The sequence below is a fragment of the Pseudomonas oryzihabitans genome, assembly GCF_001518815.1.
Lineage (GTDB): Bacteria > Pseudomonadota > Gammaproteobacteria > Pseudomonadales > Pseudomonadaceae > Chryseomonas > Chryseomonas oryzihabitans_E.
The window spans coordinates 2,007,331-2,027,718 of the sequence record NZ_CP013987.1 but is presented as its reverse complement, the minus strand read 5'-3'; the positions used below and the strand labels follow the sequence as shown (position 1 = coordinate 2,027,718).

The following is a 20,388-nucleotide window of genomic DNA, read 5'->3' as shown; positions in this document are numbered from 1 at the left end:
AACCAATCGATCTAAGGCGCCAGGCCCTGACCTTGCTTTAATGGCCGGCATTGCCCACCCGTCTCATCCGTGGAGCCCGCCATGCCCCCTAGGCTCGATCGCCTGCGCCTGTTCCTGCATGACCTCGCCACCTTGGTCGACGAACACCCTGCCGAAGCTCAGCTGCTGCAGCGCGGCGCCGCCCTGCTCGGCGAACTGGTCCGCCATGACGACTGGCTGCCCGAGGACTGTGCCCTGCCCCGCCCCGAGCGCTACAGCCAGTACCTGCTGCATGCCGATGCCCGCCAGCGCTTCTCGGTGGTGAGTTTCGTCTGGGGTCCGGGCCAGGCCACTCCGGTGCACGACCACCGTACCTGGGGCCTGATCGGCATGCTGCGCGGGGCAGAGATTGCCCAGGGCTTCGCCCGCGACCCCGCCGGTCGCCTGCTGCCGGAAGGCGCGCCCGTGCGCCTGGAGCCGGGCCAGGTGGAAGCGGTCTCGCCGCGGGTGGGCGACATCCACCAGGTCAGCAACGCCCATGCCGACCGCACCTCCATCAGCATCCATGTCTATGGCGGCAACATCGGCGCCGTGCGTCGCGCCGTCTATGCCGAGGATGGCCAGGAAAAGCCCTTCATCTCCGGCTACACCAATCGCCAGCTGCCCAACCTGTGGGACCTGTCCCAGGAGACCGCCACGCCATGACCGTCATCCGTACGCCCGAAGACATCCGCCAGGCCCTGCTCGCCGGCGCCGAGGTCGCCCTGCTCGACGTCCGCGAGGAAGACACCTTCGCCGCCGGCCATCCGCTGTGGGCCGCCAACCTGCCGCTGTCACGCCTGGAACTGGAGGCCTGGTCGCGGCTGCCACGGCGCGACGTGGCCATTACCCTCTACGACAATGGCGAGGGCCTGGCCGAACGCGCAGCCGAGCGTCTGCGGGCCCTGGGCTACACCGACGTGGCCCTGCTCGACGGCGGCCTGGAAGGCTGGCGCGCCAGCGGCGGCGAACTCTTCATCGACGTCAATGTGCCGAGCAAGGCCTTTGGCGAGTTGGTGGAGGCTCGGCGCCATACGCCCTCGCTGCCCGCCGAGGAGGTCAGGGCGCTGCTGGATCAGGGCGCCGATCTGGTGATCCTCGACGCCCGCCGTTTCGAGGAATACCAGACCATGAGCATTCCCGGCGGGGTCAGCGTGCCGGGTGCCGAACTGGTGCTGCGGGTGGCCGAGCTCGCACCCGACCCCCGGACCCGGGTCATCGTCAATTGCGCCGGCCGTACCCGCAGCCTGATCGGCGCCCAGTCGCTGATCAATGCCGGCATTCCCAATCCGGTGGCGGCCCTGCGCAACGGCACCATCGGCTGGACCCTGGCCGGCCAGGATCTGGAACAGGGTCAGCGACGTCGCTTTGGTGAGGTGGGAGCGGACACCAGGACGACCGCCGCAGTGCGCGCGCGCCAAGTCGCCGACCGTGCCGGCGTCACCCGCCTGGCCTTCGCCGAGCTGAACGCCTGGCACGCCGATGACAGTCGCACGAACTACCTGATCGATGTGCGCACTCCCGAGGAATACGCCGCCGGCCACCTGCCCGGCGCCCGCTCCACTCCCGGCGGCCAACTGGTGCAGGAGACCGATCACAGTGCCCCGGTGCGTGGCGCGCGCCTGGCGCTGGTGGACGACGACGGCGTGCGCGCCAACATGAGCGCCTCCTGGCTGGCGCAGATGGGCTGGGCGGTTGCGGTGGTCGACGACATCCCGACGAGCGCCATGAGTGCCACCGGCCCCTGGCAGGCACCGGTGCCCATGCCGGGGCCGGTGGAGCGCATCTCGGTGACGCGGCTGCAGGAATTGCTGGCCGAGCCAGGCACCCTGATGGTGGACGTCACCGCCAGCGCCACCTATGTGCAAAGGCATATCCCCGGCGCGGCCTGGGTGCTGCGCGCCGATCTGCCAACGCAGCTGCCACCCGCCGAGCGCTATGTCTGCACCTGTGGCAGTGGTCAACTGGCCGCCTTCGCCGCCGTCGACGTCCAGGCCACCACTGACCGGCCGGTCCTGCTCCTGGAGGGCGGAACCGCCGCCTGGCTGGCCGCCGGCCTGCCGGTCGAAGCCGGCGAGACGCGGCTGCTGTCGATCCGGCGTGATCGCTACCGGCGCCCCTATGAGGGCACCGACGCCCCGCGGGAAGCCATGCAGGCCTACCTGGACTGGGAGTTCGGCCTGGTCGAGCAGTTACGGCGGGATGGCACCAGTGGTTTCCGGGTGATCTAGCCGCTGGTCCGCACGAAGCCCGCCACCCGCGCCGCCGTGTCCACCAGCACCTGGGCCTGATTCAGGCCACTGCGCTTGAGTGGTTTGAGATCATGGTCCGCGGTCGCGATCCACTGCACCTCGATGCTTGGCGCCAGGGTGTAGCCCACCACCTCCTCTCGCGACCCCAGGGCATCCCGCTCGCCTTGGACAATCAGCGTCGGCGTGGCCAGGGTCGCCAGGTGTTCGGTGCGCAGACGCTCCGGCTTGCCGGCCGGGTGGAAGGGATAACCGAGGCAAATGAGGCCCTCTGCGCCCAGCTCGTCGGCCAGCAGACTGGCCATCCGCCCACCCATGGATTTGCCCGCCAGCCACAGCGGTCCGCTTTCTGCTGCGCGCCAGCGCTTCACCACCTGGCGCCAGTGCTCCAGCAGGACCGGCGCCGGATTGGGCGGGCGCCGCCGGCCTTCGGCACGGGCCCGCGCCATGTAGGGGAATTCGAATCTCAGGGTGCGGATCTCGCGCCGGGCCAGCTCCTCGGCCAGCTGCTGCATGAAGGCGCTGTCCATCCCCGCCCCTGCCCCATGGGCCAGCAACAGGGTCGCCAAGGGGGTACCGGCGGAGCGGCATTCGCGAAAGCTGTCGAGGTACAACTCGTCTGCCATGGGCTACTCCTCGTCAAACGCCAGAGCTTAACCCGGCCTTTATTGATCTGGATCAATAAAGCCAGGAGCCTGCCCCTCACACTGGGCGCCTCGAAACCATTGGAGCCCGGCATGACAGCCGCCCTCGTCTGGGACGCCGACCTCATCGCCCGCTACGATCGCGCCGGCCCCCGCTACACCTCCTACCCCACCGCCGTGCAATTCCACGACGGCATCGGCCCCTTCGACCTGCTCGGCGCCCTGCGCCTGAGCCGCCAGGCCGGACGCCCGCTGTCGCTCTACCTGCACGTGCCCTTCTGCGCGAACATCTGCTACTACTGCGCCTGCAACAAGGTCATCACCAAGGACCGCAGCCGCAGCGCCGCCTACCTGGAGGCCCTGCGCCAGGAGATGGTCCTCACCAGCCGGCACCTGGACGGTGGGCAGCGGGTGGAACAGCTGCACCTTGGCGGTGGCACCCCGACCTTTCTCAACCCCATGCAGCTGCGCGAGCTGATGGCTGACCTGCGCCGCCACTTCACCCTGGCCGACGACGACCGCGGCGACTACTCCATCGAGATCGACCCGCGCGAAGCCGACTGGAGCACCATGGGCCTGCTCCGCGAGCTGGGCTTCAACCGCGTGAGCTTCGGCGTCCAGGACCTGGACCTGCAGGTGCAGCTGGCGATCAATCGCCTGCAACCCTTCGACGACACCCGCACCCTGGTGGAGGCCGCTCGCGCCCTCGACTACCGCTCCATCAACCTGGACCTCATCTACGGCCTGCCCCGGCAAACCCCGGCCAGCTTTTCCCACACCGTGGAACGGGTCCTGGAGCTGCAACCGCATCGCCTGTCGGTGTTCAACTACGCCCATCTGCCACAGCGCTTTCCGCCGCAGCGGCGCATCGAAGCCAGCGAGCTGCCGGACCCCGCGGCCAAGCTGGAGATGCTGCAGCGCACGGTGGAACAGCTGCTGGCCGCCGGCTATCGCTACATCGGCATGGACCACTTCGCCCTGCCCGACGATGACCTGGCCATCGCCCAGGAAGACGGCACCCTGCAGCGCAATTTCCAGGGTTACACCACCCACGGTCACTGCGACCTGCTGGGCCTGGGCGTCTCCGCCATCAGCCAGATCGGCGATGTCCTCTGCCAGAATACGCCCGACCTCGCCCGCTACCAGGAACGCCTGGGCCAGGGCGACCTGGCGGTGGCCCGCGGCGTGCGACGGTCGCGGGATGACCGCATTCGCGGCGCGGTGATCGGCCAGCTGATCTGCCACTTCCAGCTGGATTTCGCCGCCATCGAACGCAGTTGCGAACTGGATTTTCGCCAGTACTTCGCCGACGCCTGGCCGCAGCTACTGGCCATGGCCGCCGACGGCCTGATCCGCCTCGACGAGCGCGGCCTCCAGGTGCTGCCCCCTGGCCGCCTGCTAATACGCGCCCTGTGCATGCTGTTCGACCGCTACCTGTCGGGCCACGACAACCAGCGCTTTTCCCGGGTGATATGACCCATGCCTGCCATGACTGCTAAAGTTAGACTTTTGGAACCAGACGAGAAGCGATCCTCCGCCATGACCGAGCCCCTCAAGCTGCGCACCGCCCAGGCCCATTGCAAGGATTGCAGCCTCGCCTCGCTGTGCCTGCCGCTCTCGCTCGACCTGAAGGACCTCGACGCCCTCGACCAGATCGTCAAGCGCGGCCGGCCGCTGGCCAAGGGCGACCACCTGTTCCGCCAGGGCGATACCTTCGGCTCGGTCTATGCGGTGCGTTCCGGCGCGCTGCGCACCAGCAGCCTGAGCGATACCGGGGAGGAGCAGATCACCGGCTTCCACCTGCCCAGCGAACTGGTCGGGCTGTCGGGCATGGACACCGAGCGCTATCCGGTCTCGGCCCGGGCGCTGGAGACCACCACCGTCTGCGAGATCCCCTTCGAGCGCCTGGACGAGCTCTCCGAGCAGCTGCCGCAACTGCGCCGGCAATTGTTGCGGGTGATGAGCCGGGAAATCCGCGACGACCAGCAGATGATGGTGCTCTTGTCCAAGAAGAGCGCAGACGAGCGCATAGCCACCTTCCTGGTCAATCTCTCGGCGCGCTTCCATGCCCGTGGCTTTTCCGCCCAGCAATTCCGCCTGAGCATGTCGCGCAACGAAATCGGCAACTTCCTCGGCCTGGCGGTGGAAACCGTGTCGCGGGTCTTCACCCGCTTCCAGCAGAGCGGCGTGCTGGCGGCCGAAGGCAAGGAAGTACGCATCCTCGACTCCGCCCGCCTCTGCGCCCTCGCGGGCGGCCAGCTGGAAGGCTGAGCCGCTTGCGCCTGCCGCTCAGCCAGCAACAGGCGCCCGGCCCCTTTAGAAGCTGTAGCTGACCGTCGCGGTCACGTTGCGCTCCTCCCCGAAATAGCAGAAGTCCAGGCTATAGCAGGACGCCACATAGTCCTTGCCCATCAGGTTGTTGGCATTGACCCGTGCCGTGAGCCCCGGCATCCCCAGCCGGGTGAAGTCATAGGCGAGCATGGCATCCACCAGGGTGTAGGCTGGTACCTTACGGGTGTTGGCCTTGTCCGCCCAGCTGGTACCCACGTAGCGCGCCCCGGCGCCGACGCTGAACCCCGCCAGTGGTCCGGCCAGCTCGTATTCACCCCACAGCGACGCCTGGTGGCGCGGCGCCTGGTTCGGCGTGTTGCCCTGGTTGCCATCCAGCGCCTGGGTGTACTCGATGTCGGTGAAGGTATAGCTGCCCAGCAGCTTGAGGCGCTCGGCCAGCTGCAGATGGCCTTCCAGCTCCAGGCCACGGGAACGGATCTCGCCTACCGAGGAATAGAAGTCTTCCTGCGGCAGCTTGGTCGCCACGTTTTCCTGGGTGATGTGGAACAGCGAGGCGGTGTAGAAGCTGGTGCTGCCCGGCGGCTGGTACTTCAGGCCCAGCTCCCACTGCTTGCCCTCGGTGGGCTCCAGGGGATTGCCCGCTTCGTCGTTGTAGGCATTGGGATTGAAGGACGTGGAATAGCTCAGGTAGGGCGCCAGGCCATTGTCGAACAGATAGAGTGCCCCGGCCCGCCCGCTGGCCTGGCCGCGGCGCGCGCTGCTGCGCGTACCCGCCAGACGATCCTCGATGCCGATCTCCACCCAGTCCTGGCGTAGACCCAGGGAAAAGCGCCAGCGATCCAGCTCGATGAGATCCTGCAGGTAGACGCCGGTCTGTGCCAGCTCGCGGCGGTATTCGGTGCCGGGGGAGATGGTCACCTGACCGCCGTAGCTGGGCTCGAAGGCGTCCAGCGGATCCGCCGTGCCACTGGGCCAATCCACATGGGTCCAGCGACGCTGGTAGTCCAGCCCGGCGAGCAGGGTGTGCCGGCTGCCGGCCCAATCGAAGTCCGCCTGGACCAGATTGTCCAGGGTATAGGCATGCAGGTTCTCGCGGCCGCCGGAGTAATAGCGATTGAGCAGGTTGCTGTCGCCAACATAGCCGTAGCCATAGACCTGCTCCAGCTCGACCCGCGACTTGGCATAGCGGAAGTTCTGCCGCGCACTCCAGACGTCATTGAACCTGTGCTCGAACTGATAGCCGACCATCTGCTGGGTGCGCTCGAACTTGTCGTGGTCCGGCTCGCCGTCGAAGAAATGGTTGCTGATGTAGCGACCGTTGCGCCGATAGAGACTGCCCTCGGCCGGTACCCCGCTGTGGTAGCCACCGTCCGGGTCCTTTTGCAGATAGGCCTGCAGGGTCAGGGTGGTGTCGTCGCTCAGGTCGATGGCCAGGCTGGGCGCCAGGGCATAGCGCTCTTCTTCCACGTGGTTGAACTGGGTATCGCTGTGCTGGGCGAGGCCCACCAGGCGATAGGCGATACGCCCCTCCTCGTCCAGCGGCCCGCCGAAATCGAAGCCGGCGCCGCGCTGGCCGAGATTGCCCAGCATGGCCTGGACCTGATGATAGGGCTGGTACAGCGGTTTCTTGCTGGTGAGCGCCACCAGCCCGCCTGGCAGGCTACGGCCATAGAGCACCGAGGCCGGCCCCTTCACTACGTCGATGCGTTCGAGAAAATAGGGATCGACCTGCAGCGAGCTGAAGGTGCCGCTGTCGCCCATGGTCTTGAGGCCGTCGAGAAAGACATTGTCGACGCTGTTGTCGGCGAAGCCGCGCATCACCACATAGTCATAGCGATTGGACGCGCCGATCTGCCCGGTGAAGATGCCCGGGGTGTATCTCATGGCCTGCTGCACGGTCTTGGCGCCCTGCTCATCGATCTGCTCGCGGGTCACCACCGAGACCGACTGGGAGGTTTCCAGCAGCCCCTTGCTGGTCTTGGTGGCCACGTTGCTATGGGTCGCGAGGTAGCCATCGGTCTCGCCCAGGGCATTGCCCAGGGCGAAGCCGGTCACCGTGGTGTCGCTCAGGGAGGTCACGCCGGTCGCGGCCACCGACTCCAGGCGATAGCTGCCATCGGCCTGGCGCACCGCCTGCAGGCCGCTGCCTTGGAGGATCTGCTGGAAGCCTTCGCCCGGTGTGTAGCGGCCCTGCAGCCCCGGACTGCGGCGCCCCTCCAGACCTTGGGCTGGTGCCGAGAGCAGTACGCCACTCTGGGCGGCGAAGGTGCTGACCACGGCGGCCAGGCTGCCTGCCTCGATACGGTACTCCTGAGCTGGGGGCGCGGCCTGGGCCAGGCCCAACGGCGCGACCAGACCGGTAATCCCCAACGGTACGGCCAGCGCCAGGACACGTGCCGCGCGACGCAGGGGGTGAAGGGTAAAGCAGGGTGGGCAATGCATGGAGGCCTCGAATAACAGATCGTTTCCCCTAAGCCCCACGAGCGCGCAAAAGGGGAACCACCCGCCGCATTTTTTTTAGGCGGGCACGAGCTGCACCCACCAGGGCAGGCGCCGCTCCACCCGCACCGGGAGGCTATCGGCCAGGGCTGCCAGGGCGCGATCGGTGTCGCCCAGTGGATAGCTGCCTACCACGCGCAGTCCGGCGACCGTGGCGGTGCAGGTCAGCAGCCCCGGGCGATAACGCCCGAGTTCCTCTACCAAGGCCTGCAAAGACCAGTCGTCCACCACCAGCCGCCCCTGGCGCCAGAGCTGACGACCCGGATCGACGCGACCCAGCGGCCGCACCCCGTTCACGGTCATCAGGCCGCGAGCCCCTTCAGCCAGGACCTGAGGGGGTGCCTGTAGTGGCAACAACTGGAGGATGCCGCTATAGGCTGCGACCTCCAGCCCGTCCTCGCGCGCTCGAACCGCGCAACAGCCCGGGCCAAAACGCACCTGACCGACCGCCGTGTCCAATTGCAGGAGCGCCGCCCCGCGCCGACTTTCCAACAGCACCTCGCCGCGCAATAGCCTCCAGCGGTTTGAAGTCTCCCGCGCCAGCTGGCTGTCGGTGTTGAGCCAGCCCCGCACCCCAGTGGCGAGGCCGAAGGCACGGATCTCACCGACTGCCGTGCTCAGGTCGGCACCCTGCCCTAGCCGCCAGTCGTCCGGGCGATTCCAGCCCAGTGCCAGGCCACCCAGGGCCAGGCCCAACACCTTGAGCGCACGGCGCCGCCCCAGGGTCTCGCGCCGCGCCAGCGCCAGGCGTCCTGACACCGGCAGACCCGCGAAGCGGGCGCTGATCTCCTCCACCCGTGCCCAGGCGACGGCGTGGCGAGTGTCCGCCTGGAGCCAACGCTCCCAGGCGCGCTCGGTGGCGGGATCCACCTCGTCGGCAGCCAGCTCGGCAAACCAGAGCGCCGCCTCTTCCAGCGGTTCACCGCGGCCAGGGTTCAGGGCACTCAAGAGACCAGTTCCAGGCAGTGGAGCATGGCCTGCGCCATGTACTTCTTGACCATCCGCTCCGACACGCCCAGACGCTGGGCGATGACGGCATAGGTGAGGCCTTCGAGCTGCGCCAGCAGAAAGGCCTGGCGCACGCGACTGGGCAGGCGATCAAGTAGCGCATCGAGCTCGGTGAGGGTTTCCAGGATCAGCGCCTGGGCTTCCGGCGAGGACTGTACCTCCTCGGGTCGCGTGGCCAGGGCCTCCAGATAGGCGCGCTCCAGCGCCTGGCGGCGCCAATGATTGGCCAGCAATCCCTGGGCAACGGTAGCCAGAAAGGCGCGTGGTTCACGCAGGCGTTCCAGCTCGGTTTCTCGCGCCAGCAGCCGGACGAAGGTGTCCTGGGCCAGGTCGGCCGCCTGCCCCAGGCAACCCAGCCGCCGCTGCAGGCGCTCGCGCAGCCAGCCGTGGTGGTCCAGGTAGAGGGTCCGGATTTGTCCGTGCCGGTCGGACTCGAGCGTCTGCATCACCATCCTCGGAAGCAGCTGACATCCGATAATGATAATGCTTCTCGATCACAAGATACAGAGCTGTCGCCCTTTCAGGGTGACGGGATAGTACGGCGCTAGAGCGAGATCGGCTTGCGCCCGGCGAAGGCATGGGTCAGGGTTCCGCCGTCGACCAGATCCAGCTCGCCGCCCAGGGGCACGCCATGGGCGATCCGGGAGATGGTCAGGCCCTTGGGCGCCAGCAGATGGGCGATGTAGTAGGCAGTCGCCTCGCCTTCCACCGTGGGGTTGGTGGCGATGATCATCTCCTGGAAGCCGCCCTCGCTGACGCGCCGTTCGAGTTCGGGCACACCGATGGCGTCCGGTCCCAGACCGTCGATGGGCGACAGGTGCCCCTTGAGCACGAAGTAGCGCCCGCGATAGCCGGTCTGCTCCACGGCGAAGACGTCCATGGGGCCCTCGACCACGCACAGCAGGCTGTCGTCACGCCGGGTATCGCTGCAAAAGCCGCAGATCTCGCTTTCGCTCAGGGTACGGCACTGGCGGCAGTAGCCTACCCCTTCCATGGCCGCGCTGAGGGCACTGGCCAGGCGCAGGCCGCCCTGGCGTTCGCGTTCGAGCAGTTGCAGGGCCATGCGCTGGGCAGACTTCTGGCCAACACCGGGCAGGACCCGGAGCGCATCGATCAATTGGCGAATCAGGGGACTGAAGCTCATGGACTACCGTACTGGAAGGCGGGAGAAACGGGTGTCCAGCGGACACCCGGAGCTGGAACGTCTTAGAAAGGCATCTTGAAGCCGGGCGGCAGCTGCATCCCGGAGGTCATGCCGGACATCTTGTCCTGGCTGTTCTGCTCGATCTTGCGCACCGCGTCATTCACCGCGGCGGCGATCAGGTCTTCGAGGATTTCCTTGTCTTCCTGCATCAGGCTGTCGTCCAGGCTGACGCGCTTGACGTCATGTCGGCCGGTCATGACGATGCTGACCAGCCCGGCGCCGGATTGACCGGTCACTTCGGCGTTCGCCAGCTCTTCCTGCATCTTCTGCATCTTTTCCTGCATCTGCTGGGCCTGCTTCATCAGGCCGGCCATGCCACCTTTCATCATGTCTGCTACCTCGAACTATGAATGGAAAACCGGTCAGGCTTGGGTGTCGACCGGCTCGATGGTACCCGCGCGCACCGTGGCGGCGAACTGTTGCATCATCTGGCGGATGAGCGGGTCATCCTGGATGGACTGCTCCGCCAGCCGCTGTCGCTCCGCCCGACGCCTGGCGGCGGCCTGGGCGGGCGTCTCCTGCTCGGGGGTCTGAATGGTGACCTCGAGCGTGATTGTACGTCCCTGCTGCTGGTTCAGCGCATCGTTGAGCCGGAGCTGCTGGTTGGCGTTGAACAGGGCGCTCTGCGCCGGATCCAGGTGCAGATGCCAGCGATCGTCGTCCACTGCCACCAGGGTGCAGTTGGCCGCGATGCTGGCGGTCAGACCGCCCAGCTTGAGATCGGGGAACAGCGCCTGCCAATCGGCCGCGAGGCCCGTGGCCGGCTGCACCGCAGGCGCTGGAGCCGCGGCTACCTCGTCGACCGCCGGTTCGCCAAGGCTGTCGAGATAGTCGTCCAGCCCTACTTCGTAGTAATCCTCGGCTGGCGGCGGCTCTTCGTCACCGTCCAGATCGTCACCGGAGGTGTCCGCCGGCAACTCGGCGATCACCGTCGCCGCAGGGGTCGTCTCGACCCGGGGCGTGGCGGGCGCGCTGGGCGCTGGCGTAACGGGCCGCGCCACCGGAGCCGGCGCCGGCGCCTTTACCGCCTCGACTACTGGCTGCGCAGGTTCCTCCCAGGGAAGATCGACCGGCGACTCTTTAGGGGTGGTATTACTCAAAGATGGCGATGCCGATGCCGGCGCGGGTGCCGTTTGAGGCGAGGCTGCAGGCGCTGCCGGCGTCGGGACCGCTGCGGCCACCGGACGGGGGTTGGAGTCAGCCGTGGCCGGGCTGGCTCCCGTCGTCTTTAAGGCCGGTCGCTCGGGGATGGCCGCACCCGCCGGCCGGAAGGCCAGCATGCGCAGCAGGACCATCTCGAAGCCGTGCCGCGGGTCCGGCGCCAGCGGCAGATCGCGCCGGCCAACCAGACCCAACTGGTAATAATACTGGACGTCTTCCGCCGGCAGCGTCTGCGCCAGGGTCAATACCCGCTCGCGGTCGCCCTGGCCATTGTCCACCGCATCGGGCAACACCTGGGCGATGGCCACGCGGTGCAGCACATTGAGCAGCTCGGCCAGAACACCGCCCCAATCGGGGCCTTGCTCGGCCAGATGGCGGACCGCGTCCAGCACGGCACGCCCATCCCCTTCCAGCAGGGCCTGGAGCACGTCGTAGACCTGGCCATGGTCGAGGGTGCCGAGCATGGCGCGCACGTCGGCAGCCAGTACCTTGCCCTCGCCAAAGGCGATCGCCTGGTCGGTCAGGCTCATGGCATCGCGCATGGAGCCATCGGCCGCGCGCCCCAGCAGCCAGAGGGCGTCGTCCTCGAAGGGAATGCTTTCCGCGGCAAGTACGTGCTGAAGATGGGCAACGACCCGCTCCGGCGGCATGTTCTTCAGCGAGAACTGCAGGCAGCGCGAAAGGATGGTGACCGGCAGCTTTTGCGGATCGGTGGTGGCGAGCAGGAACTTGACGTGGGGCGGCGGCTCTTCCAGCGTCTTGAGCAGGGCATTGAAGCTGTGGGTGGAGAGCATGTGCACCTCGTCGATGAGGTACACCTTGTAGCGACCGCGGGACGGCGCGTACTGCACGTTCTCCAGCAGCTCACGGGTGTCTTCCACCTTGGTACGGCTGGCGGCATCCACCTCGATCAGATCGACGAAACGTCCTTCGTCGATCTCACGGCATACCGAGCAGCTACCACAGGGCGTCGAGCTGATCCCGGTCTCGCAATTCAGGCACTTGGCCAGGATCCGCGCGATGGTGGTCTTGCCCACCCCGCGGGTTCCGGTGAAGAGATAGGCGTGGTGCAGCCGCTCGTTATCCAGCGCGTTGATCAGCGCCTTGAGCACATGGGTCTGGCCGACCATTTCGCGGAACGACCGCGGGCGCCATTTGCGCGCAAGAACCTGGTAACTCATCGAGACCTGATCAGGAGAAGACGTGGGGGGAGCACATGCTAACGAAGAGGGGCCACGAATGCATCCCGTGGCGTGGCACCAAGGCGATGCCACGAGGACTTCGGCTACCTCGTTAGATGGAGGTAGCCAGGCGGATTTTCAAGCGATCAGGAGGAGAAATGGCGCCGGAAAGATCGTCTCAGGCACGCAGGCAGCGCTCTTCGCCGTCTGCGAGGACCACACTGGAGACATAGGCCGCGAGCGCATCCAGCTGGCTACGCAGCCGGGTAACGGTAGCGTTCAGCTTGAAGGGGTTGTTCGCCTCCTCATTGGTCAGGTTGATCCTGATCAGCAGGAGCGGCTCTTGAGGGTGAAAGATCTGCGCCACCAGGGTAGCGGGAGAATCGCGCCGGCAATCGACACGATAGGGTTGCAAACCATAGCTAAGGGCGCGTCCTGCGCTTTCGAGTCCGTTCTTCACGAGGGATCCTTGGACATTCGTCCAGTATTGAAATTCATCGCTCATGATGGCACGGAGCCATGATCCAAAACAGTGCATTTCGTCACTTAAACCCTGTGAAGGGGTTAGCGCATTGAAAAGGATCGGAACAGGGAAAGAGTAGCGAGGAGGGAAAAGCAGAAGGAAAAGCGAGGGGCAGAAATGGAGGTGGCCCCGCCAGCCACACCCCGGCACACGACATCACCGCTGCGGCTGCTCCCTTCCGGGCCTGACCGGGTTCACGGTTGATCGTTGCGGGGGGACCGACAGAGCCACCATAACGCCTCACCCTTAGGTGAGGTGCGTCATTCTACGCGGTTGGGGCGAAGTTGCAAGTCTTACAAGGACTTAGCTGCAAGGTAACGCGGGAGATCGAAGGCTCGAGGCCGTCTACCCGCCCTGCCCCGCAGCGACGCTACCGGCCCTGGGCGGCGAGGATCTGCAGGAAGGCCGCCTCATCCAATACCTTCACCCCGAGCTCCGTGGCCTTGGTCAGTTTGGAGCCCGCCCCCGGGCCGGCGACCACCACGGCGGTCTTGGCCGACACCGAACCCGAGACCTTGGCCCCCAGGGCTTCCAGGCGCTCCTTGGCTTCATCGCGACTCATGGCCTCCAGCGTCCCGGTGAGCACCCAGGTCTGACCGGCGAAGGGCAATCCCTGCACAACCTGGCGCGTGCTCTCCCAGTGCATGCCGAAGGCCTTGAGCTGTGCCTCGATGGCCAGTGCCTTGGCTACCTTGTCCGCCTCGGCGAAGTATTCGCGCAGTCCCTGCTTGGCCCGCTCGTTGAGTCCCGCGAGCGTCTTGAAGCTCAGCCAGTCCTGGGAGCCCTCGATCAGCGTGGCCAGGCTGGGAAAGGCCGTGGCGAGGGTCTTGGCGCCGGTCTTGCCCAGATAGGGAATATGCAATTGGTCGAGGAATTCGGCGAAGCTGGCATAGCCGGAGAACTCGGCGTGGACCTCAGCCTCGTCGGCCAGCTCGATACCATTGGCCAGCAGCGCTTCCAGCACGTCACGGTTGTGCGTGGACTGGAAGAAGTTGTGGATCTCGAAGGCCACTTCAGGCCCGATATCGGGCAGATAGATCAGCACCTCGGGCAGCGCCTCGCGAATGCGCTGCAGACTGCCCAGGGCGCGCGCCAGGCGTTTGGCCGTCTCCTCACCCACCTCGGGAATCCCCAGGGCGAAGATGAAGCGGGCCAGCGCCGGCTTGCGACTGGCTTCGATGGCGGCTAATAGGTTGCGACTGGAAAGCTCGGCGAAGCCTTCGAGCTCGACGACCTGCTCGTAGGTCAGGGTGTACAGGTCGGCCGGCGACTTCACCAGGTCCCGGTCTACCAGTTGCTCGACGATGCGATCGCCCAGGCCATCGATGTCCATGGCCCGCCGCGAGGCGAAATGAATGATCGCCTGCTTGAGCTGGGCCTGGCAGGCCAGACGCCCCACACAGCGATAGACCGCGCCCTCGCTCACCGACTCCTTGCCTTTGCCGCGCTTGATCAGCTGGGTGCGCTCCACCGCAGAACCGCATACTGGGCAATGGGTGGGGATCTCCACCGGCCGGGCATCCGCTGGCCGCCGCTCCGGTACCACCTGCATGATCTGCGGGATGACGTCCCCGGCGCGGCGCACGATCACGCTATCGCCGATCATCACCCCCAGGCGGGCGATCTCATCCATGTTGTGCAGGGTGGCGTTGGTCACGGTGACGCCCGCCACCTGTACCGGCTTGAGACGGGCGACCGGGGTGATGGCCCCGGTGCGCCCTACCTGGAATTCGACATTGAGCAGCTCGGTCAGCTCTTCGCGAGCGGGAAACTTGTGCGCCAGCGCCCAGCGCGGCTCGCGCGCGCGAAAACCTAGCTCACCCTGCCAGTCGAGACGGTTGACCTTGTAGACCACACCGTCGATCTCGTAGGCCAGGGCATCCCGCCGCTGGCCGATGTCCTGATAGTAGGCACGACAGCCCTCGGCGCCCTGCACCTTGCGCAGCTCCCGACTGATGGGAATACCCCATTCCCGGAGCCGCTGCAGGATGTCGTACTGAGTCTCCGGCAGCGCCCCGCCTTCGACGCGACCAAAGCCATAGGCGCAGAACTCCAGCGGACGCTGGGCGGTGATGCGCGAATCCAGCTGGCGCAGACTACCGGCCGCGGCGTTACGCGGATTGGCGAAGGTCTTACCGCCACTCTCCATGGCCCGGGCGTTGAGTGCCTCGAAGCCAGTGCGGGACATGAATACTTCGCCGCGCACCTCCAGCACCGCCGGCCAGCCTTCGCCCTGCAAGCGCAGCGGAATATTGCGGATGGTGCGGACATTGGCGGTGATGTCTTCGCCGGTGGTGCCATCGCCACGGGTAGCGCCCCGGGTCAGCACGCCCTCCTCGTACAGCAGACTGACGGCCAGGCCGTCGAGCTTGGGTTCACAGGTATATTCCACCCCAGAATCCGGTCCGGCGAAGTCGGTCTCGCCGAATTCCTCGCGTAGGCGCTTGCCGACGCTGCGGTCGAAGTCCTGCAGATTCTCGTCGGCGAAGGCATTGCCCAGGCTGAGCATGGGCACCTCGTGACGGATGGTACCGAAGGCCGCCAGCGCCGAACCACTGACCCTCTGGGTGGGCGAGTCGGGCGTCACCAATTCGGGATGCTCGGCCTCCAGGGCCTTGAGCTCGCCGAACAACCGGTCGTACTCGGCATCGGGTACGCTCGGCTCATCCAGCACGTAATACCGGTAGTTGTGGGCGTCGATCTCGCTGCGCAGGGCGGCGATCCGGGTGACGGCATCTTGGGCGTCGGTCATGGCGGTCTCTCACTGTCGCCACCCAGGGGTGGCCCTGGCGCCACCAGCGGCGCCGCTACAAAGATTACAAACAAAAAGAGCAGCCGAGGCTGCTCTTGGTTCGCTCCGGCGCGATCAACGCTTGAGCATCAGGCTCTTGCGTTCGAAGTCGACGATGCGCTGACGATAGTGCTCGATGGTCTGAGCGGTCATGACGCTGCGCTGCTCGTCCTTCAACTCGCCATTGAGTTCCGACGAGAGCTTGCGCGCCGCAGCGACCATCAGGTCGAAGGCCTGCTTGGGATGGCGCGGACCGGGCAGGCCCAGGAAGAAGCTCACCGCGGGGGTGTGGAAGTCGTCGATGGCGTCCAGGTCGAAGGTACCTGGACGTACGGCATTGGCCATGGAGAACAGCACCTCGCCATTGCCGGACATGCTCTCGTGACGATGGAAGATGTCCATGTCACCGAATCTCAATCCGCTTTCGAGGATGTTCTGCAGCAGGGCCGGACCGGAGAAGCCCTTCTCGTCCCGGGAAATGACGTTGATCACCAGCACTTCGTCCACCGGTGCCATGGCGGCCTGGTTGCTGCCGCTGCTGACGGGCTCGCTGACCGGCTCGCGCTCGGGCGCCTTGGTGCTCAGCGGTCTTTCCTTGCGCGGCTTGTCCCGACCGCGGGTCACCACTTCATCGGAATCGGCCGCCAGGCCCGCGAGGCTTTCATCGCTGGCGGACAGGTCGAAGTTGTCGGCATTGGGTTCTTCACGACGCTCTTCGCGACGCTTGCGCTGGGTGGAGCGTGGCGGCGTCGGCTCGCCCGGGTCGTCCAACGACGGCTCCTTGGGCTCTACCACCCGCGTCGGACCGACGATTTCCGGATCCTCGTCCTCGTTTTCCGGATGATTGCTCAGCGACTGGTCAAGCTTGAACTTGAGCTTGCCCTTGCCGCTCATGCGACGCCAACCATCGAACAGAATACCGGCGATGACGATGACGCCGATGATGATCAGCCACTCGCGCAGACCCATATCCATGAAAAAGACATACCCCTGTAAAATAATGGACCGACATCCGTCGGGAAACTTTGGAAAGTCGACGCCTGCGAGGCCTTTCCAAAACGTCCGAAACCTACGCCAAGTCAGTGTTCTTCTTAGCTTTTTCTACTTACCGCTACCGCGGCCATAAGCTAGCACGACTACTGACAACTTTACACCGCCATGCCGCGAGGCTGTGGGTCACTAGGCATCGACCATGGCCACCGCCTCTTCCACGTCCACCGCCACCAGCCGTGAACAGCCCGGCTCGTGCATGGTAACGCCCAATAGCTGATCGGCCATTTCCATGGCGATCTTGTTGTGCGTGATGTAAATGAACTGCACCTTCTCCGACATGCTCTTGACCAAGCGGGCATAACGACCGACGTTGGCGTCATCCAGAGGGGCATCCACTTCATCGAGCATGCAGAACGGCGCCGGATTCAGCTGAAAGATGGCAAAGACCAGGGCCAGAGCCGTCAGCGCCTTCTCGCCACCCGACAACAAATGGATGGTGCTGTTCTTCTTGCCCGGCGGACGCGCCATGATCGCAACCCCGGTATCGAGTAAATCTTCCCCGGTAAGTTCCAGGTAGGCACTGCCGCCACCGAAAACTTTTGGGAACAATGCCTGCAGGCCGTGATTGATCTGGTCGAAGGTATCCTTGAAGCGATTTCGAGTTTCCCGATCGATCTTGCGGATGACACTTTCCAGGGTCTCCAACGCTTCCACCAGGTCGGCGTTCTGGGCGTCCAGATAGGTCTTGCGCTCGGCCTGCTGCTGATATTCGTCGATGGCCGCCAGGTTGATCGGTCCAAGCCGGGCGATCCGCGCCGCGACGGTTTCCAGCTGCTCCTCCCAGGCTGCCTCGCTGGCCTCCTCCGGCAGATTCGCGATCACCGTCGGCAGGTCATAGCCATCGGCTGCCAACTGCTCGGCGAAGCCGCTGCGGCGGGTCGCCAATCCCTGCCATTCCAGGCGGTGCTGCTCCAACTGGCCGCGCAGCAGCGTGGCCTGTTGCTCCGCCTGCAGACGCCGCCGCTCGAAATCGCGCAGCTCCCGATCGGCATCTTCCAACGCCAGCCGCGCGGTACGCATCTCCTCGTCCACCTGAAGGCGTCGTTCGAGCAGCTCTTCCAGGCGCAGGCGCAACTCGTCGAGGGGCTCACCGCCCTCCTCCAGATTCAGACTGAGCTGCTCACAGCGCTCACCGAGCCGTGCGGTCTGCAGCTCCAGACGCTTCAGCGCCTGAAGCGTGGACTGGCGCTGCGCCCTCAGGGTAGTCAGGCGCACCGTGAGTTGATGCAGTTGCTCCTGGGCCTGCCGCTGTCGCTGCCGCGCCGACTCCACCGCCTGCCGGTGGCGGTCGCGCTGCTCCTGGAGCTGGGCGCGCTGTTCGGTATCCACGGCCATGGCATCGAGGGCATCCTGCAGGCGCAGCCGGCACTCACCCAATTCTTCCTGCTCACGCGCCAGTTGCTGCTCGACATCGTTGAGATCGGCTTCCAGCTGCCGTCGACGAATGCTCAGCTGCTCAGCGCGTGCCTGCTGGGCGGACAGCTGGGCGCGAGACTCGGCCAGACGCTGCTGCTCCTGCTGCTGGCGCCGACGCGCATCTTCGCGCTCGCCCTCCAGCCGCTGCTGGGCCGCGCGACGATCCTCCAGGCGCTCCTCCTGCAGCACGAGCGCTTCGCTCAGCTCCAGGCGACGGGCCTGCAGCTCTTCCAGTTCACGACCGCGCGCCAGAACACTGCCCTCGGCGGCCTGGGCACGCCGCACGCGCAGGAAGTGCCGGGAGATCCAATAGCCTTCCGGGGTGATCAGGCTCTGCCCCGGCGCGAGAGCAGCCCGCCGCGCCAGGGCCTCGTCGTAGCCGCTCGCAACCAGCACCTGCCCCAGCCAGGGCGACAGGTCGCGCGGCGCCTGCACTTTTTCCAGCAGACTGCCCAGCGCGGCGGGTGCCGGACCGGGCGATGCCAGGCTCAGGGAGCCGCTGGCGAAGGTGTCGACCCGTAGCGGCGCGAGGTCATCCAGGCAGACCGCCTGCAGATCGCTGCCCAGCACGGTTTCCACTGCCAGCTCCCAGCCGGGAGTGACCTGCACGTCGTCCGCCAGCTGCGGCGCCTGAGTGAGACCCTCGGCCTCGAGCCACTGGGCAGCACCGGTATCAGGCGCCAGGGCGGCCTGCTGCAGAGCCTCCAGCGAGGCGATACGGCCTTCGAGCCGCTGCAATTCGCCCTGGCGCTGACTCTGTTCGCCCGCCAGCACCAGCAATTCATCTCGCAGCTGTTGCAGGCCATCGGCGACCTGCAACTCCTGTTCAGCCAGGCCCTCCAGCAGCAATTCGTCTTCGGCGATCTGCTCTTCCAGCATGACCAGGCGCTCGGATGGGCCGTCCTCACCCAGCAGGGTGCGCTCGTCGCGTAGCCGGCGCTGCCGGTCCATGCCGCGCTCCAGACTCTGCTCCAGCGAGCGGATGCGCGCCTGCTGCACGTCCGCCTCCCGTTGCGGCTCGACACTCGCCGCACTGAGGGCCTCCCAGCGCTGCTGCCAGTCCGCCAGGGCCAGCTCCGCCTCTTCCAGCGCGGCGCTGCCCTCCTCGCCCAACTCACGTGCCGCCTCTTCCTCGGGCTCGAGCATCGCCAGCTCTTCTTCGAAGGTGGCGAGCAGCACCCGGTCGTGCTCGAGGTGGGATTCGGCTTCGCTACGGGCTTGCTCGGCTTCGCGCAGGTCGTCCTGCAGCTGGCGCTGGCGCTGCTGACCGTGCTGGATGGTCTGCTCCAGGCGGGCGATGTCGCCTCCGAGGGAGTAGAAGCGGCCCTGCACCAAGTTGAAGGCCTCGCTCAGCTCATGATGGCCATCGCGCAGCCGTTCAATGCCGGCGTCTGCCTGGCGTTGCTCGGCGATCAGGGCTTCGAGGGCAGTTTCCTGGTTGCGGATCACCTTTTCGCGTTGCTCGACGCGGTTATCCAGCTCGCGCCAGCGCACCGCCTGCAACTGCGCCTTGAGCTGCCGCTCTTCCTGCTTGAAGGCCTGGAAGCGCTCGGCCGACTGCGCCTGGCGATGCAGCCGCTCCAGCTGACGCTCCAGCTCTTCGCGCAGGTCGGTCAGGCGGGCGAGATTCTCCTGGGTGCGACGGATGCGATTCTCGGTCTCGCGACGCCGCTCCTTGTACTTGGAGATACCCGCCGCCTCTTCGATGTAGTGCCGCAGATCCTCCGGACGCGCCTCGATCAGCTTGGAGATCATCCCCTGCTCGATGATCGAATAGCTGCGCGGCCCCAGGCCGGTACCGAGAAAGATGTCCGTGATATCGCGGCGGCGGCACTTGGTGCCGTTGAGGAAATAGGTGTTCTGGCCTTCGCGGGTCACCCGGCGGCGAATGGAGATCTCCGCATAGCTGGCGTACTCGCCCACCAGGGTATGGTCGGAATTGTCGAAGATCAGCTCGATGGAAGCCTGGGATACGGGTTTGCGGCTGTTGGAACCGTTGAAAATGACGTCCGTCATCGACTCGCCGCGCAGGTTCTTGGCCGAGCTCTCGCCCATCACCCAGCGCACGGCGTCGATGATGTTCGACTTGCCGCAACCGTTGGGGCCGACCACCGCTGCCATGTTGCTCGGGAAATTCACCGTCGTCGGATCGACGAAGGATTTGAATCCCGCCAGCTTGATCGACCTCAATCGCATATCAGGAGCCCTTGTTCACCGCGCCGTGCCCAACCGCAGGCGAAAGGGCGAAAGTCTACCACCGGCGGCCCTGCCTGCCGTCGCCGCATTAGCTTATTTCCAGCCGTTCTGCCTGCCGCCGGGATGAGAGGCTATAGTCCTGCATCCCTATCC

15 protein-coding genes and 1 other RNA gene are annotated in these 20,388 nt (G+C 66.1%); 4 read left to right on the top strand and 12 right to left on the bottom strand.

All coding sequences use genetic code 11. The annotated features are described in order from the left end of the window. Nucleotides 1–81 precede the first annotated feature (81 nt). Both APT59_RS09275 and APT59_RS09270 read left to right on the top strand, forming a co-directional pair. Nucleotides 82–684, top strand: a complete 603-nt coding sequence (locus APT59_RS09275) for a cysteine dioxygenase (RefSeq protein WP_059314578.1) — start codon at nucleotides 82–84, stop codon at nucleotides 682–684. Further along, nucleotides 681–2,249 carry a rhodanese-related sulfurtransferase gene (locus APT59_RS09270; protein ID WP_059314577.1) on the top strand — a complete coding sequence of 523 codons (1,569 nt, stop codon included), beginning with the start codon at nucleotides 681–683 and terminating at the stop codon, nucleotides 2,247–2,249. Before APT59_RS09275 ends, APT59_RS09270 begins: the two co-directional genes overlap by 4 nt. On the opposite strand, the gene APT59_RS09265 is transcribed toward APT59_RS09270, so the two are convergent. Continuing rightward, the gene (locus APT59_RS09265; RefSeq protein ID WP_059314576.1) at nucleotides 2,246–2,893 is read right to left on the bottom strand and encodes an alpha/beta family hydrolase; all 648 of its coding nucleotides are present in this window, start codon (nucleotides 2,891–2,893) and stop codon (nucleotides 2,246–2,248) included. The two genes, APT59_RS09270 and APT59_RS09265, sit on opposite strands and share 4 nt — an antisense overlap. Before the next feature lie 111 nt (nucleotides 2,894–3,004). On the opposite strand from APT59_RS09265, the gene hemN reads away from it, so the two are divergent. After that, nucleotides 3,005–4,387, top strand: a complete 1,383-nt coding sequence (hemN, locus tag APT59_RS09260; RefSeq protein ID WP_059314575.1) for an oxygen-independent coproporphyrinogen III oxidase — start codon at nucleotides 3,005–3,007, stop codon at nucleotides 4,385–4,387. Between the two features lie 63 nt (nucleotides 4,388–4,450). After that, entirely contained in the window at nucleotides 4,451–5,182 is a 732-nt protein-coding gene (gene fnr, locus APT59_RS09255) for a fumarate/nitrate reduction transcriptional regulator Fnr (protein WP_059314574.1), read from the top strand. A 45-nt stretch (nucleotides 5,183–5,227) separates the two neighbouring features. Here the strand turns inward: fnr and APT59_RS09250 are convergent, their stop codons facing one another. From APT59_RS09250 to smc, 11 genes are all read right to left on the bottom strand, one after another. Beyond that, nucleotides 5,228–7,645: a TonB-dependent siderophore receptor gene (locus APT59_RS09250; protein WP_059314573.1), complete on the bottom strand. Its 2,418-nt coding sequence runs from the start codon at nucleotides 7,643–7,645 to the stop codon at nucleotides 5,228–5,230. A 75-nt stretch (nucleotides 7,646–7,720) separates the two neighbouring features. Continuing rightward, the gene (locus APT59_RS09245) at nucleotides 7,721–8,650 is read right to left on the bottom strand and encodes a DUF4880 domain-containing protein (protein ID WP_059314572.1); all 930 of its coding nucleotides are present in this window, start codon (nucleotides 8,648–8,650) and stop codon (nucleotides 7,721–7,723) included. Further along, on the bottom strand, nucleotides 8,647–9,156 hold the full coding sequence (locus tag APT59_RS09240; RefSeq protein WP_059314571.1) for a sigma-70 family RNA polymerase sigma factor: 510 nt from the start codon (nucleotides 9,154–9,156) through the stop codon (nucleotides 8,647–8,649). Before APT59_RS09240 ends, APT59_RS09245 begins: the two co-directional genes overlap by 4 nt. A gap of 98 nt (nucleotides 9,157–9,254) precedes the next feature. Next, nucleotides 9,255–9,854: a recombination mediator RecR gene (gene recR / locus APT59_RS09235; protein WP_059314570.1), complete on the bottom strand. Its 600-nt coding sequence runs from the start codon at nucleotides 9,852–9,854 to the stop codon at nucleotides 9,255–9,257. 62 nt (nucleotides 9,855–9,916) lie between these two features. Continuing rightward, the gene (locus tag APT59_RS09230; protein WP_059314569.1) at nucleotides 9,917–10,243 is read right to left on the bottom strand and encodes a YbaB/EbfC family nucleoid-associated protein; all 327 of its coding nucleotides are present in this window, start codon (nucleotides 10,241–10,243) and stop codon (nucleotides 9,917–9,919) included. Nucleotides 10,244–10,276: 33 nt separating this feature from the next. After that, complete coding sequence (dnaX, locus tag APT59_RS09225; protein ID WP_082696310.1) at nucleotides 10,277–12,256, bottom strand: DNA polymerase III subunit gamma/tau; 1,980 nt, start codon at nucleotides 12,254–12,256, stop codon at nucleotides 10,277–10,279. A gap of 178 nt (nucleotides 12,257–12,434) precedes the next feature. After that, nucleotides 12,435–12,761 (bottom strand): hypothetical protein, encoded by a 327-nt coding sequence (locus APT59_RS09220; protein ID WP_237140587.1) that lies wholly within the window; start codon nucleotides 12,759–12,761, stop codon nucleotides 12,435–12,437. A gap of 145 nt (nucleotides 12,762–12,906) precedes the next feature. Next, nucleotides 12,907–13,003: signal recognition particle sRNA small type (gene ffs, locus APT59_RS09215), an RNA gene on the bottom strand. Nucleotides 13,004–13,149: 146 nt separating this feature from the next. Next, on the bottom strand, nucleotides 13,150–15,531 hold the full coding sequence (gene ligA, locus APT59_RS09210; protein ID WP_059314566.1) for an NAD-dependent DNA ligase LigA: 2,382 nt from the start codon (nucleotides 15,529–15,531) through the stop codon (nucleotides 13,150–13,152). 114 nt (nucleotides 15,532–15,645) lie between these two features. Further along, a complete protein-coding gene (gene zipA, locus APT59_RS09205; RefSeq protein WP_059314565.1) occupies nucleotides 15,646–16,545 on the bottom strand; it encodes a cell division protein ZipA in 900 nt (299 codons plus the stop codon). 204 nt (nucleotides 16,546–16,749) lie between these two features. Further along, complete coding sequence (gene smc, locus APT59_RS09200) at nucleotides 16,750–20,235, bottom strand: chromosome segregation protein SMC (RefSeq protein ID WP_059314564.1); 3,486 nt, start codon at nucleotides 20,233–20,235, stop codon at nucleotides 16,750–16,752. Nucleotides 20,236–20,388: the final 153 nt, after the last annotated feature.

Coding starts and splice junctions, on each gene's coding strand:
- APT59_RS09275 (WP_059314578.1), top strand. CDS start 82: ATGCCCCCTAGGCTCGATCGCCTGCGCCTGTTCCTGCATGACCTCGCC.
- APT59_RS09270 (WP_059314577.1), top strand. CDS start 681: ATGACCGTCATCCGTACGCCCGAAGACATCCGCCAGGCCCTGCTCGCC.
- ligA (WP_059314566.1), bottom strand. CDS start 15,531: ATGACCGACGCCCAAGATGCCGTCACCCGGATCGCCGCCCTGCGCAGC.
- zipA (WP_059314565.1), bottom strand. CDS start 16,545: ATGGATATGGGTCTGCGCGAGTGGCTGATCATCATCGGCGTCATCGTC.
- hemN (WP_059314575.1), top strand. CDS start 3,005: ATGACAGCCGCCCTCGTCTGGGACGCCGACCTCATCGCCCGCTACGAT.
- smc (WP_059314564.1), bottom strand. CDS start 20,235: ATGCGATTGAGGTCGATCAAGCTGGCGGGATTCAAATCCTTCGTCGAT.
- fnr (WP_059314574.1), top strand. CDS start 4,451: ATGACCGAGCCCCTCAAGCTGCGCACCGCCCAGGCCCATTGCAAGGAT.
- recR (WP_059314570.1), bottom strand. CDS start 9,854: ATGAGCTTCAGTCCCCTGATTCGCCAATTGATCGATGCGCTCCGGGTC.
- APT59_RS09265 (WP_059314576.1), bottom strand. CDS start 2,893: ATGGCAGACGAGTTGTACCTCGACAGCTTTCGCGAATGCCGCTCCGCC.
- APT59_RS09220 (WP_237140587.1), bottom strand. CDS start 12,761: ATGAGCGATGAATTTCAATACTGGACGAATGTCCAAGGATCCCTCGTG.
- APT59_RS09230 (WP_059314569.1), bottom strand. CDS start 10,243: ATGATGAAAGGTGGCATGGCCGGCCTGATGAAGCAGGCCCAGCAGATG.
- APT59_RS09240 (WP_059314571.1), bottom strand. CDS start 9,156: ATGCAGACGCTCGAGTCCGACCGGCACGGACAAATCCGGACCCTCTAC.
- APT59_RS09250 (WP_059314573.1), bottom strand. CDS start 7,645: ATGCATTGCCCACCCTGCTTTACCCTTCACCCCCTGCGTCGCGCGGCA.
- dnaX (WP_082696310.1), bottom strand. CDS start 12,256: ATGAGTTACCAGGTTCTTGCGCGCAAATGGCGCCCGCGGTCGTTCCGC.